The sequence below is a fragment of the Flavobacterium sp. KMS genome, assembly GCF_000813005.1.
Classification (GTDB): domain Bacteria; phylum Bacteroidota; class Bacteroidia; order Flavobacteriales; family Flavobacteriaceae; genus Flavobacterium.
Genome location: NZ_JSYP01000005.1, coordinates 1 through 13,321, shown reverse-complemented (window position 1 = coordinate 13,321; position 13,321 = coordinate 1). Strand labels below are relative to the sequence as shown.

Annotated in this window: 14 protein-coding genes; 12 read left to right on the top strand and 2 right to left on the bottom strand. The window is 29.8% G+C overall.

Annotated features, from left to right (window positions below):
* The first annotated feature begins 165 nt into the window (after positions 1-165).
* From rplU to OA93_RS06915, 4 genes are all read left to right on the top strand, one after another.
* Complete coding sequence (gene rplU / locus OA93_RS06930) at positions 166-603, top strand: 50S ribosomal protein L21 (protein WP_035619759.1); 438 nt, start codon at positions 166-168, stop codon at positions 601-603.
* A 24-nt stretch (positions 604-627) separates the two neighbouring features.
* On the top strand, positions 628-888 hold the full coding sequence (gene rpmA / locus OA93_RS06925) for a 50S ribosomal protein L27 (RefSeq protein WP_007805051.1): 261 nt from the start codon (positions 628-630) through the stop codon (positions 886-888).
* Positions 889-1,114: 226 nt separating this feature from the next.
* The gene (locus tag OA93_RS06920; RefSeq protein ID WP_240474694.1) at positions 1,115-2,407 is read left to right on the top strand and encodes a hypothetical protein; all 1,293 of its coding nucleotides are present in this window, start codon (positions 1,115-1,117) and stop codon (positions 2,405-2,407) included.
* Positions 2,408-2,494: 87 nt separating this feature from the next.
* Positions 2,495-2,932, top strand: a complete 438-nt coding sequence (locus OA93_RS06915) for a GNAT family N-acetyltransferase (protein ID WP_039112419.1) — start codon at positions 2,495-2,497, stop codon at positions 2,930-2,932.
* A gap of 18 nt (positions 2,933-2,950) precedes the next feature.
* On the opposite strand, the gene OA93_RS06910 is transcribed toward OA93_RS06915, so the two are convergent.
* Entirely contained in the window at positions 2,951-3,499 is a 549-nt protein-coding gene (locus OA93_RS06910) for an ATP-binding protein (RefSeq protein WP_039112418.1), read from the bottom strand.
* 203 nt (positions 3,500-3,702) lie between these two features.
* On the opposite strand from OA93_RS06910, the gene OA93_RS06905 reads away from it, so the two are divergent.
* The 3 genes from OA93_RS06905 (at position 3,703) to OA93_RS06895 (ending at position 7,818) form a co-directional block, all read left to right on the top strand.
* The gene (locus OA93_RS06905) at positions 3,703-4,773 is read left to right on the top strand and encodes a PQQ-binding-like beta-propeller repeat protein (protein WP_039112417.1); all 1,071 of its coding nucleotides are present in this window, start codon (positions 3,703-3,705) and stop codon (positions 4,771-4,773) included.
* Between the two features lie 266 nt (positions 4,774-5,039).
* Positions 5,040-6,179 (top strand): AraC family transcriptional regulator, encoded by a 1,140-nt coding sequence (locus OA93_RS06900; RefSeq protein WP_039112416.1) that lies wholly within the window; start codon positions 5,040-5,042, stop codon positions 6,177-6,179.
* A gap of 154 nt (positions 6,180-6,333) precedes the next feature.
* Positions 6,334-7,818, top strand: coding sequence for a serine hydrolase domain-containing protein (locus tag OA93_RS06895; protein WP_052259401.1), 1,485 nt, complete (start codon positions 6,334-6,336; stop codon positions 7,816-7,818).
* A 109-nt stretch (positions 7,819-7,927) separates the two neighbouring features.
* Here the strand turns inward: OA93_RS06895 and OA93_RS06890 are convergent, their stop codons facing one another.
* Complete coding sequence (locus OA93_RS06890; RefSeq protein WP_039112415.1) at positions 7,928-8,314, bottom strand: helix-turn-helix transcriptional regulator; 387 nt, start codon at positions 8,312-8,314, stop codon at positions 7,928-7,930.
* Positions 8,315-8,486: 172 nt separating this feature from the next.
* On the opposite strand from OA93_RS06890, the gene OA93_RS06885 reads away from it, so the two are divergent.
* The 5 genes from OA93_RS06885 (at position 8,487) to OA93_RS06865 (ending at position 13,093) form a co-directional block, all read left to right on the top strand.
* On the top strand, positions 8,487-8,846 hold the full coding sequence (locus OA93_RS06885) for a hypothetical protein (RefSeq protein WP_039112414.1): 360 nt from the start codon (positions 8,487-8,489) through the stop codon (positions 8,844-8,846).
* Between the two features lie 256 nt (positions 8,847-9,102).
* Entirely contained in the window at positions 9,103-10,524 is a 1,422-nt protein-coding gene (locus OA93_RS06880) for a hypothetical protein (RefSeq protein WP_039112413.1), read from the top strand.
* Between the two features lie 88 nt (positions 10,525-10,612).
* Complete coding sequence (locus OA93_RS06875; protein WP_039112412.1) at positions 10,613-11,416, top strand: hypothetical protein; 804 nt, start codon at positions 10,613-10,615, stop codon at positions 11,414-11,416.
* A 65-nt stretch (positions 11,417-11,481) separates the two neighbouring features.
* Entirely contained in the window at positions 11,482-11,880 is a 399-nt protein-coding gene (locus tag OA93_RS06870; RefSeq protein ID WP_039112411.1) for a hypothetical protein, read from the top strand.
* A gap of 604 nt (positions 11,881-12,484) precedes the next feature.
* Positions 12,485-13,093 (top strand): GNAT family protein, encoded by a 609-nt coding sequence (locus OA93_RS06865; RefSeq protein WP_039112410.1) that lies wholly within the window; start codon positions 12,485-12,487, stop codon positions 13,091-13,093.
* Positions 13,094-13,321 lie beyond the last annotated feature (228 nt).

Genomic DNA, 13,321 nt, shown 5'->3' with positions numbered 1-13,321 from the left:
TTGATGAATGTTTAACAGTATTTTACTACAATAGTGATTTTTAACTATTTGAAAAGTCTTGAAAAACAGGAATTAAAGAACATAGAATAATTTTACTTTAAGAAATTGCACAGTAAATTATTAATTGTATATTTGCAACCTTAAAAATCAATAAATCAATTTGGTATGTATGCAATCGTAGAGATAGCAGGGCAACAATTTAAAGTAAGCAAAGACTTAAAGGTTTTCGTTCACAGATTAGCTAATGAAGAAGGTTCAAAAGTTTCTTTTGACAAAGTTCTTTTATTAGATGATAATGGGAATGTAACTTTAGGCGCCCCAGCTATAGAAGGTGCTTCAGTAGAAGCTAAAGTGTTACAACACTTAAAAGGAGACAAAGTAATCGTTTTCAAAAAGAAAAGAAGAAAAGGTTACAAAAAGAGAAATGGTCACAGACAATATCTTACTCAAATTGTAATTGAAGGTATTACTGCAGCAGGAGGAACTAAAAAAGCAGCGGCTAAAAAAGCGGTTGTAGCAGAAGAAGTAGCTACTGAAGAAGTAGAAGCTCCTAAAGCGAAAAAAGCAGCTCCAAAAGCAAAAAAAGAAGCTACTAAAGAATAATAACAATATTTAAACTCATACGTCATGGCTCACAAGAAAGGTGTCGGTAGTTCGAAGAATGGTAGAGAATCAGAATCAAAACGTTTAGGCGTTAAGATTTTTGGAGGTCAAGCTGCTATTGCTGGGAACATCATCGTTAGACAAAGAGGTTCAAAACATAATCCAGGTGAAAACGTTTACATTAGTAAAGATCACACTCTACACGCAAGAGTAGATGGAGTTGTAAAGTTCCAAAAGAAAAGAGATAATAAATCATACGTTTCTATACTTCCATTCGAAGCATAATAACTAAGATTCTATATTATTATAAAACCCGTTTGCCAAGGCAAACGGGTTTTTCGTTTTTAGGCTGTTGGTTATAATCAATTTGTGGTTTGTGTCTCCTTAATTTAGGTTTTAAGATTTACTAAATTAATGCGAAAATCTACGAAATTGCATTCTTAAAGTTTTTTGTCCTAGTTCTGGATAGTTTTATTATTACTACTTTTGATTAGATAAATCTATTTTAGTTTTGAAAAGAATATTATTACTTCTATTATTTTTTTGTGTTACTGTGTATGCGAAAACTGTATCTGGTCATATTGCAAATCAAATTGTATCACTTGATGAATCACAAAAAAGAATTTTATATGAATTTGCTATTTTACAGAAAAATGGTTCTGATGCCAATGTGTATTGGGAAAAATACAAAAGTCAGTTTCCTGCCATAAATGATAGTATAAGAGATGAGTTAGCTAATGAAATATTTGTTAATTCTCATGTTTTATATACTCCAATAAAAAACTCTGCTATCGAATTATGGATGCAAGCACAATCATTTACGAATTGGATGTTGTACTTAGCGGCATTTATTGCGGTGTGTGCAGTAATAGGTTTGTTGCGTAATTATTGGGGAGCTATTATCAGAATGCTTATAAAGCAATTTGAACCTTTGTTTAAAGTGTTGTTTTCGGAAGTTTTGTTAACGTATGAATTGTTGTTGATTGGTGCAGTTTGTGTTGTTCTGGGATGTAGTGTAGAAGATATGGTACTGCGTACAGTTGTTATACATGTTGGGTTCTTTTTATTGTGGAGTCAATCTACGGCATTATTTACTAAAAAGTATCTTGTTCGTGGGTACATCTATAAAATAAAGAGTAATTTTTGGGAACAAGATAGGTGGGAAGTGGTAAAAACAATTTGCCTTCCTGCTATTATTGTTACGGTTGCTATTTTGTATGTATTGTATAAAGTACCCGAGGATGTGTTTTATAATTATGAAGTTGTTGTGTCTGGTCTTGCTGCAATTTATGCTTTTCCTGTTTGGCGATTGCTGGAAAAATATATGTATCCTGTTTTAATACCTTATAAAGATGTTTATATAGAAAGAAGTATTTATTCTCTTGTAACTTGTACGGTTTTGGCTTTGTTTATAGATGTCGTGTTTTTGTGGCAATCAAACGCTGCGTTATCGTATATTATAACTGCATTGACTTCGCTGTTGGTTCTGTCGTTTTTAATTTTATCTGTAAAGGTTAATTACAGCCATAATTATAAAAATTATTTTTACTTACAATTTATCACAGTTCTTTTCTTTTTATCTGTTTTGTTTTATGGTTTTAGTATTAAATCGGGTGAAATGATTTGGGTGTCATTAGTCGGAACATGCATTTTTATTGTTATTAAATATTGGGAGATTCCAACATTTTACTTTAGTTGGAAAAGAAGAAACGGATCATGGGCATGGGGATTTCTCGGGATGGCAGCTTTATTGTGGTTGCTAGCTAAGGGGATTTTGTATGTTTCGAAAGTCTTGTATGCATAATTTTGGACAGGTCGAAGAATTTTTGACTAGATAAAATACAGCTTTGATTTTGAGATGTTATAAATTAAAAATAATATAATTTAAGTGATGGATAAGATTGTGATTAGATTAGCAAACAAAGATGAAATAGATTGGATAAATTCTAAATATTCAGAAATTGATTTTGTGCATTCAAATTTTGAAAATGAAATCATTGCTATAGCAGAAATGGGTGATGCAAAATGTGGCCTGGGAAGAATTGTAAATATTGATGATGCTAATTGTGAACTTGGAGGAATGTTTGTTTTTGAAGAGTTTAGAGGACTTAAAATCGCAGAAAAAATAATTGAATTTCTTATTGATAAGAATCAAAAGAAAGATAAAAATATTTGGTGTTTGCCATTTGAAAAGCTAAGCAATTTCTATAATAAATTCGGATTTGAAGATAATAACATAAAAAATATAGAAGTTCCTAAAGCAGTTATAGAAAAACATACTTGGTGTAATTCTAATTATGATGATAAAGTTCTTTTATTGGTAAAATAGATATTGGTTGAAAGTAGACTATTTATTTTCTATAGTCGATAAGATAAAATTGACTCTTTCCTTTGTTCCTAATTTTGGGACTTCTATTAATTGGTAACCACAACCATTATAGGTGTTTTTTATTGCTTTATAGGTGTCTATTGCTTCTTGAAAAAATTGTTTACGTTCGGTATCTGTTAGGTAAATTTCTTCCCAAGGAGGCAGGATAAATACAATCGGATTATACTGGTATTTTTTAACAGCCTCTGTAAGTTCTGGAGGAGGTTTTAAACCAATTAAATTTGCGTACGCTAAAGTGTCTGGAATTCCTCGATCAAAAAAAGTGATTAAAGCATTGTCTTTGTTTTTTATATAGGTTTCAATCGAGTGTTCCAGCATTAATAATGTAAATTTTTCTTTGTCTGCCCAAGGCAAAGCATTTCCATTTGATTGTACTTGTTCCTTAATTATTTCACGAGCCACTTCGTCTACACAATTATAACCTCTTTTTTTTAATTCTTCGATAATAGTTGTTTTGCCGCATCCGGGACCTCCAGTAATGGCAAATAAATGGATTGATTTATTCATTTTAATTGATTTGATTGTTGTAAAAGTTCTTCTAGGTTGTATGTGTTAATTTGAAATACTTGTGATAAAGATATTTCATATATTCGCTGATAGTAGAGTTTTGTTTATGGTTTTTAGTGGTCTAAAAGCCGAAATGATAAAATTCTTTTTTAATGTTGTTGATGTATAAGTTAATGAGGTTTTTGTTAAAAAACACAATAAGAATGAAAATAAGAAATGTTGTAATATTTGTTTTTTTAATTTGTCTTTTTGCTTGTAAAAAAGATAGGGAGACTGTAGTTGATGATAATAAGAAATATGTAAAATTGTTATGGCGAAACAAGCCGTTTGATTGGACTCCGACAACATTAGTAGTAAAAAATAAAATGTTGTATTTCGGAGATTTACATAGGAATTTCTATGCTGTAAATTTAGAAAATGCTAAAGTAAAATTGAAATTTAAATCGGACTATAATCCGTTTTATAAACCATTAATAGATGGTCAAGATTTGTTTTTAGCGGATTATAACGCTGAATTAAGTTGTTTTGATTCTTTAGGAAAGTTAAAATGGCAAGTTAATGGCGAGATGAATTTAAGAAAGGATTTGGCTGAGAATGGCAACTATATTTATGGCTCAGTTCAAGGAAACGGATTTAGTAAACTAAATAAAAAAGATGGTAAAGTGGTTTGGTATTTGCCTAAAGATTCAAATATTACCGAAACAAACGAACCTGAATTTTTTGAAAATAGGGTATATTTAGGTTTGTCAGAACATGACGCTAAACTTTTAGCAATCGATAACAAAAGCGGAAAAAATATTTGGGAAAACAAATATAAAAAATATTCAAACTTAAACCAGATTAAAACAGAAAAAGGACTTTTAGTTTGTCTTAATAAAGATTTCAAACAAGGGGAAATTTTGATGTTGGATTATGAGACTGGAAACGAAATTTGGTCAGAATCTTTTAACTGCGATGTGTTTTATGAACCTTGCGTTGCAAGCAAAAGTATAATTTTAAGTACGTATGATAGTAAAGTTGTTTCTGTGAATATTGAAAACGGAAAAACAAATTGGGTATTAGATTTAAAAAATGATCAAGTTGAAAGTAAGATTATAAGCTTTAAAGGGAATATTTATTTTGGAACTATGAATCGGAATTTATATTCTTTAAATATTAAAGCAGGGAAAATAAATTTTGTTCAACAATTTTATTACGGAATTTCAACACCAATTGTAGAAGATAATAAGATTTATTTTCCGACTGGAGGGAGTGAAATGTGGGTATTAAAATAAAAAATTAAGATCGTAAAACGTTATTAATTTTTTAAGTGATTGTTTGTGAACCACTTTTTTAGAGGTTTAGAGAATAAAATAATGAAATAATACGGAGAAAATATTTCTATTTCTATTTAGAAAAAAGGGATGAATTGGAGTGATAATATTTCTTATATTCGCTCAAAAAAAGTTAAATTATTGCGTAAAGGCATATTTAGATCGAGATAGTTTGGCTGTTTTGTGTGTTAATTATAAGAATATATATTTAAACCTTAATAATATAAATGGGTAAGATTGATTTATTAATTATTGTAACGATAGTTTCCTTGTTTATTTCATTATTTCTTGCATTTTTTTTGTTTGCAGTTAAGACAAATCATAAGATAAGTAATTATCTTTTTGCTACTTTTTTAATATTATCAGCGATAGATACCAGTCAAACTTTATTTAACTTAATAATTGATAGACCTTCAAATTTTGGAATGTTAAGAAGTTTATTTGTTTTCTTGCAAATTCCTGTTTTTTATCTATATGTGTTATCTGTTTGTTATTCAGATTTTAGGCTAAAACCTAAACACTTATTGCATACGCTTCCATTTGTAATTGCAAATGCAATTTTGATACCTCGCTTTTATACAGTAGATGTTGCTTCTAAAATTAATTTTATTCAAAACTATAGAAGTATGGTTGAAATACAGTTCAATCATGTTCTTATTCATGTTCAGTTAATTGTATATATTATTGCTGTTTTTATGGTTTTAAGAAAAGCAAAAAAACTATATCTCGAAAATTGTGCAGGTACAAGTATTAGTTCCTATAATTGGCTATTTCAGTTTACAGTTGTACTGACTATTTTGTATTCGGTTGCTCTTTTAAAAAATATCTTCAAGTTCTCTGATTATTTCTATATCTCTGACTGGATAAAAAGTGGTCTTCTCGTACTTCACTTATTTGTTGTTTGTTGGTACTTATTTAAAGCATTGAATAATCCTGGTTTATTCAGGAGTATTGATTCAAGATTAAAACTGGTTTCGGATATTGTTTTAGAAGAAAAAAATAATGCACAATTAGCTGTAAGTGAAAAAGAATACAATGAAGATTTATTAAAATTGCAGCAATATATGGCCGAAGAAAAGCCGTTTCTAAATCCCTCCTTAACAATTCAGGATGTTTCTAAGGGTATTGCAATTCCTGTTAGGGATCTCTCACTTTTAATTAATCATAAATTAGAACAGCATTTTTACGATTTCATTAATACCTATCGTATAGAAAGTGCTATGGACATTTTAAAAGATGTTACAAAAAGTAAGGTGACCGTTCTAGAAATTTTGTATGATGTAGGTTTTAATTCTAAATCTTCTTTTAATACAGCTTTTAAAAAACATACAGGTTTTACGCCTACAGATTATCGCAAAGCATTGTAATTTAGTTGTTTGTAATTATTCGTACGCGTAGTTTTAATTATTCGTACTTATTTTTAGAAACAAATGTGTCCGACTATTTTTATTCGGTCGCATAGCGTTAATTTCCACCACATCTTTGTATCGAAATAAATTTTTAACCAAAAATCACGATACAATGAAAACTACTATTTACTTCCTAATTCTTATAGTAACAATTTTAAATTGTCAAATAAGTAACTGTCAAACAAACAAGAAAGTATTATCAAAACAAAAAGATTATAGTTTTCTGACAGATAGTTTGAATATTAATCCGCAACTGGAAAAATATAAACTTGCGGGATTTAGTCTTGTTGTTTTTGAGAACTACGAGATTGTATATACAAATGAATTTGGTGTTAAATCAATAAACTCTCAGGAGAAAATAGATAAAAACACTGCTTTTTCTAACGCTTCAATTTCAAAACCAATTACAGCGCTTCTTTGTTTTATACTTGAAGAAAAAGGATTGATTAAGCTAGATGATCCAATAGATGGTTATTTAAAACGCTGGCATTTGCCAAAAAGTAAGTTTACTGAGAATAACAGTCCAACCTGGAGACAATTTCTTAATCATACAGCTGGTACTACCCAAAGTGGATTTGCAGATTACTATGAAGGTGATACAATCCCAACAATAAAACAAAGTCTTTTAGGAAAGATTCCACGATATGATAAAGAAATTGATTTCTTGTTTACGCCAGGGACAGGTTGGTCATATAGTGGTGGTGGTTATGTAATTGTTCAGATGGCATTAGAAGATACTTTTAATAAGCCTATTGCAGAACTTGCTGCAACATATATATTCTCTCCTCTTGGATTAAAAAATACTACAATGATACAACCTGATGAAAAAGGATTCCCTACAAATGTAGCACTCGTTCATGATGAAAATGAAAAGGTTATTAGAACAGGTTTGCCAATCACTCCACAGGTTGGAGCATCAGGAATGTGGTCTACGCCAACAGATTTGGCTAAACTTGCTATCGAGATGCAAAATGCGTTGCGAAATAAAAACAATAAAGTGATTTCTCATAATGTTGCAAAAAAAGTAACAGAAGTGACTGCTTTAAAAGATGCTGTTGGCGGCTGGAGTTATGGATGGCAAAAGTCTTTTGGTTATAATAACTATGATTGGTTTATATGTAATGGTTCTAATACAGGAGTAGGAGGTAGTGTTTTTGCTACGATGACAGATGGAAACGGCTTTGTGTTTTTAACCAATGGTGAAAAAAAGAATCGTTTTCCTGTGATGGGGCAAACTCAAAGAAAGCTTCTGACTTTGATGAACTGGAATGGAAAAACATCTAATGAGGAAATTCAGGAAATGCCTTCAAGTCTAAAAGAAAAACTAATCGGAACTTATGATGATTTTCTTTACGCGCAGGGAGTGGAAACTAAAATTGTAGAAAAGAATAATCGCCTTTATGTTGAATCTATGTTATTGGATCATTTTAAAGGAAAAAATGATAATGAGTTGGTATATCTTAAAAATGGACTATTTAAAATTATAGATTATCCTAACTTGTTAAAATTAGATTTCAGTGACGGAAAGCTTAGTTCTGTAACTTTAATAAGAGGTAATATGAATACTAAGGTCGAAAAGATTTATAAAGGAAAGTAGTAATTGATCTGGATTGTGAGAATTTGCAATCTGCACTCGCAATAGATATAGAACAATGACATAAAAAAACTCCATTAGTAATAATGGAGTTTTTGTGGTTTTAAAAGGTTTATTTTCCTTTTAATAATTTCTCTAAATATTCAATCTTTTCTTTTTCAGATTGGAGTAAACGTTCGTATAATTCTAGAATTTTTTCTAATGGATTAATTGAACATAAATAATTATTATTGTTTGAGCTGCTGTCAGTAAATGTATTGTTGATAATATTAAAAACTGTTTCTTCGCTAAATTCTTTTATGCCTTCAGAAGATACATTTAAGGCATTAGAAATTTTTTCTAAAATAACATCTTCTATTGTTTCACTTCCTTCAATATTAGATATAGATTGTTGGCTTACTCCAATTGCAGTAGCCAAAGCCTCTTGTTTCATACCACGTAGCTCTCTAATTCGGCTAATATTTCGGCCTATATGTTTTGGTTTTGTTGCTGTGCTCATAGTTCAAAGATATTTAAAATTCTTTTAAAAAACTGATTTTGGTAAAAAACAAGTGCCACTTGGTAAGATACAATTCATAATGGTTCGATACAGTACTAAGTCGTCTTTCCTTGCGTGTAATAAACAAAAATAGAGAATATAAGTAATTGTTTAACGTGTAAAAAACAAAATTATGGGAGCACAAGAAATTAAAAACTCTGACGACTTTAAGCGATTAATCGCTAGATATTTCACGACAATAAAGCCCATAAATAATAAAAAGGATAGTTATACCGCAGAAATCAGCGTGTCGAATTACTGTGAGCTTTCATACGCTATTTCTAATATGCTAAAATTATGCATTCTGGCATTAGATCATGAAGCGATTGGAATTTCAAAGACAGCCAAAGATTCTTCTATAGATGTTGCATTAATATTAAAAGTAGTTACGCAATTGCTTCCTATGGATGAAATAGAATTTCTGGATGAAATTAATAAAATGGTTGTTACGAATCCTGATTCAGCGGATTTGGAATCTGTGATTACACAGTAGGACTAAAAATATAAAAGATTAGTTTGTAAACACAGTGCGTCTTAAAGCTTTGACCTAATTATATTGCAAGTTTGATGATGAAAACTTACAATATTATGAAATTTAAAAAATAGTTGATTTGTTTTGTAATAAAAAAACTATATATTAGCAATCAAAACGTTGTTTTAACAAAATATTAATCACCTTAAAAGTATAAGGACTAATAAATCCTTTTCTGCTTGCATTATGCAAAGTGAAAAAGGTAATTTTAAATGTTATGAAAAATAAATTGCAAAGAATTACACAAGCATTACTGTGCTGCTTTGTTCTTATCGTACTCGGTTGTGAAACCGAAAAGTTGGTAATTGATGAACAAACACCTCAGGGTAAAAGTATTCTAGTGGTGAAAACATGGTTTGATCAATACGAATCTAATGGTATAAATTATGAATTATTTCAGAATTTAGAATACAACTGGACCGAAGCAAAGATTACGAAATCAGAAGATGGAACAGAGACTATTATTGTGCCTGTTATTAAATTAAAAGAAGATAAAGAAGAAATTTGGTCACAGAAATTATATCTTTATAAATTGGGTGCAGGTAATTTCAAGGCATTATTGTTCGAGATATATCCCGATAAAAATGTTCCGTCAGGTAGTCAAACAATTGAAGAAGGAAATTTCAATGGTTACATGGCTGCATGGGATCTAAAAATGGGCTTTGTAAGAGCATCTAGATTTAAAAATAATCAAGTTGTTGAAAATGGAATTGTAGCAGTAATTTCGGTTGATAAAAACACAACAGGTAAAGCTCCAGCTATTCTTCCATGTACTGATGAAGGTTGTCAACAAGGTCCCGGAGGTTTAGGTGACCCAGTGCAATTAAGAAATGTAAATATCCCTCCCAAAAACACTTCGACTCCTCCTGTGGGAACTCCTGGTTCATATTTTGGACCCCGTACTCCAGTGACTGGCGGAACAAGTCCAGGCGGTTTTACCTCACCTGGCGGAGGAGGTGGTAGCGGTGGTATTACAGCTCCAACACCAGTGCAAATTATTGATGAACTTACAGAAAAAGCTAAGTGTCTGAATGCTTTATTAAATAAAAACGGAAATTCTTTTGTGCAAAAATTATTATCTAATTTTGTTGGTAAATCTGAATTTGATATTAAAATTGTTTCTAAAGATAAAGTGTTTTCAGATGAAACAAAAACTAAAGAACTTAATGGTAGAACACTTCCTCCAATTAATAAAACAATAATTATAGAAATAAGTATAGCTAAGACAAACGAAAATTCTGCACTTGATGCTGCTAGAACTATTTTGCACGAATATATACATGCAGATATTTTTAGAAAATTAAACACTACAACAGGGACTAATCAAGAAAAGTTGGATTTTAAAACAACATACGAAGCTTATGGAAATCAACACAATACTATTGCTTCAATGTATCTAAATAGCATGAGAGATGCTTTAAAAGAATTTCATAAAAATGTGCTTACTGATGACTATAATAAATACATTAATTATTATGGAGAGGTACCAAGTGATGCTTTTTATGAGGCGTTGGCTTGGGGAGGTTTAAGAGATAACAACGTAAAAGCTTGGACAGATTTATCAGCTGATAAGAAAGCAGCAATAGAGAAGCTTGCCAGTAGAGTTCCGCTTTTAAGTAAATTAGTTCCTTGTCCATAACAAAACAATTAAAGAAGGTTGTGAATTTAGGAAAATGTATTGGAATCTCCATATAATTTAAGTTATTGCCTTATAAAATTACTCAACTATGAAAAAATATATTTCACTTTTTATATTAATACTTTTTTCTATTTCTGGTCTAAAAGCACAGGAAAGAAAAAAAGACACTCTTTTTTTTAATATAGATAAATATTATACCATATCACCCACAATAACTCCAAATCTTTCAAAGCAAATTTACGCTGAAAGGATAGAATTTGAAAAGGAACAGATGAAGCATACTAAAACAAATGGTTATATTTTTTTTGTTGGGGATGGTTTCTTAACAAAAGATTTAAAGCCGAAAAAAATCCTATCAATAAAGAAGTATATTGAAAATCGGAAGTTCTATTTTGATGGAAAACATAACGAAATGGTAGACAAATGGAAGCTGAAAGATTCGTTGACTGAGAAGTACATAATATACTTTGTAAATGGGAATGAATTTATCCAACCTAGATATTTAGAATATTATTCTTATTATCCAATTGGTAAAGGAGAAAATGCTGTTAACAATAAAATAAAGGATACTCTTTATTTTAAATTAGATAATAGTTACGTGTATCGACCAAAAGATGAATCAAAAACCTTTTTACTTAAAGATGGACATGATACTACTAATGGGGGAATTTATTTTGAAACAATTAGAATATTAAATGGTTTAAAACCCAAAGAAATATTTAGTCTCGAAAAATTTGTACGTTCGTCAAAGTTTTATGATGATAACAAAAAAGTAAAATTAAATGATTATGAACTTTATGGATATTTTAATAATTATGTTTTAGTTCTGGTTGAGGAAGCTTTTGGGGGAAAGAAATATGTTGAAGTAGAACCAATGTATGCTATTGAATAATTGCTAATTATGATAAAATATATAGGAGTGTCAATGCATTTTGTGATACATAAAATTTTAAAAAAATGAAAATAGTTGTCTTTATTTTAATAGCTTTATTTTCTTCTGTAATTTTAAAGGCTCAAGAACAAACAAAAGATACTCTTTTTTTTAAATTAGATGGTAAGTATATTTATGAGTCCAAATATGATTTAAAGCAATACATTATTAAGGATAATAATGATATAAAGTATGGTGCAATTTATTTTAAAGAATTTAAAATTATAAATAATATTAAACCTAAGAAAATTGTTTGCTTTAAAGAATTTGCTCAATCTTCAAAATTGTATAATGAGTATGATAAAAAAAGACTGAGCGAACTTAAAGTTATGAATTTGTTTGATAGTTACACAGTAATCCTAGTAAACAAAAAAAATAAAAAAGAAGAATGTATCCAAGTAGGACCTGTTTATGTAACAGAATAAAACATCTTTTGTAATTAATGAATAATTTTTATTTATTTACAGAAGTAACTATTTTTAATTCAACACCTATAAAAAAGTAGCATCGCTGTGATGCTACTTTTTTGGTTTAAAGTTATTTTGATTCAAAATCCGATTGCACGCTTTTACAATCCTGATAGAGCGGATTTACAATCGGTGTCCACGCAGTAAATTACTAGTAAAAAAAAATAAGATATAAAAAAAACTCCATTATTTCTATTGGAGCATCTTGGTGGTTGTTCTGAACCTAGTTCTGAACCATTTCTTGTAGGGTTTGAAGAATCTGTGAAGGATGCAGCTCCAAGAAATCTATTCTTTTTAATTTGAAAAACTTATAGTAATTAAATAATGTATTATTAAACAAAACGCTGATAGTTTAACTTGGAACTGTACTATTCTGGTCTACTTAATAATAGCTAAACTGGATTACAATTATAATTATTAAGATGGTTAACTTCGTGGTTTTTCAAAATATTCTTAATCATTTACATCAGGAAAAGCCAAATTATTTTATGGCTGATATAAATGAGTTGGTGGTAATGCTAAAAAACAACGTAAAGACAACCAAAAAAAACATAAAATTTAAATGAGCGAAATAAAATTTGACTACAAAACGGATTATATTTTAGAAGATGAAACGGTACTTTTAAGACCTTTGAAAGCAGACGATTTTAAATATCTTTTAGACTTTTCAATTAACGAACCCGAAATTTGGGAGTTTAACATGGGTGGTGCAAACGGAGAAGGAAATTTATTGAAATATATCGATAATGCTATCAGTCAAAGAGAAAAGGAAAAAGAATATCCATTCATTATTTTTGATAAAAGAACCAATGAATATGTTGGGAGTACGAGATTTTACAATATTGTCTTGGAGATGAACACGATTGAAATTGGTTATACTTGGTATGGAAAAAAATATCAAGGAACAGGAATAAACAAAAATTGCAAATACTTAATGTTCGACTTTGCATTTGATAAATTAGGAATTGTAAGGATTGGGCTTGGAGCAAACAGTAAAAACATGCGAAGTATAAATGCGATGAAAGGGGTTGGTTGTACAGAAGAGGGAATATTAAGAAGCCGTAGTTTTGATCAAAAGGGAAACAGAATTGATGCAATAATTTTGAGTATTTTGAGAAACGAATGGGACGAAATATGGAAGGCAAGACTTAAAGATAAAACTGTAAAATAATAAAAGGAAATACAACAAAGAAAAAATTGACTTTATGTCTTTGTTCTCCCGATATAGCGGATCAAGAACAAAACCTGGGGAGGAATGTCAAAATAAAATAAGAACTTTGTAATCTAAGAATTTGAGATGACTCCTATAGACCTTTTAAAATTTATGCTGCCTGATTTTTTAGTAGAACACTTTGAAATAGTTTCTAGTACTAACACAGAAGAAGTACTACACCTTTAT

Excerpts from the sequence above, each read along its gene's own strand:
- rplU (WP_035619759.1), top strand. The coding sequence starts at position 166 with ATGTATGCAATCGTAGAGATAGCAGGGCAACAATTTAAAGTAAGCAAA.
- rpmA (WP_007805051.1), top strand. The coding sequence starts at position 628 with ATGGCTCACAAGAAAGGTGTCGGTAGTTCGAAGAATGGTAGAGAATCA.
- OA93_RS06915 (WP_039112419.1), top strand. The coding sequence starts at position 2,495 with ATGGATAAGATTGTGATTAGATTAGCAAACAAAGATGAAATAGATTGG.
- OA93_RS06910 (WP_039112418.1), bottom strand. The coding sequence starts at position 3,499 with ATGAATAAATCAATCCATTTATTTGCCATTACTGGAGGTCCCGGATGC.
- OA93_RS06905 (WP_039112417.1), top strand. The coding sequence starts at position 3,703 with ATGAAAATAAGAAATGTTGTAATATTTGTTTTTTTAATTTGTCTTTTT.
- OA93_RS06900 (WP_039112416.1), top strand. The coding sequence starts at position 5,040 with ATGGGTAAGATTGATTTATTAATTATTGTAACGATAGTTTCCTTGTTT.
- OA93_RS06895 (WP_052259401.1), top strand. The coding sequence starts at position 6,334 with ATGAAAACTACTATTTACTTCCTAATTCTTATAGTAACAATTTTAAAT.
- OA93_RS06890 (WP_039112415.1), bottom strand. The coding sequence starts at position 8,314 with ATGAGCACAGCAACAAAACCAAAACATATAGGCCGAAATATTAGCCGA.
- OA93_RS06885 (WP_039112414.1), top strand. The coding sequence starts at position 8,487 with ATGGGAGCACAAGAAATTAAAAACTCTGACGACTTTAAGCGATTAATC.
- OA93_RS06880 (WP_039112413.1), top strand. The coding sequence starts at position 9,103 with ATGAAAAATAAATTGCAAAGAATTACACAAGCATTACTGTGCTGCTTT.
- OA93_RS06875 (WP_039112412.1), top strand. The coding sequence starts at position 10,613 with ATGAAAAAATATATTTCACTTTTTATATTAATACTTTTTTCTATTTCT.
- OA93_RS06870 (WP_039112411.1), top strand. The coding sequence starts at position 11,482 with ATGAAAATAGTTGTCTTTATTTTAATAGCTTTATTTTCTTCTGTAATT.
- OA93_RS06865 (WP_039112410.1), top strand. The coding sequence starts at position 12,485 with ATGAGCGAAATAAAATTTGACTACAAAACGGATTATATTTTAGAAGAT.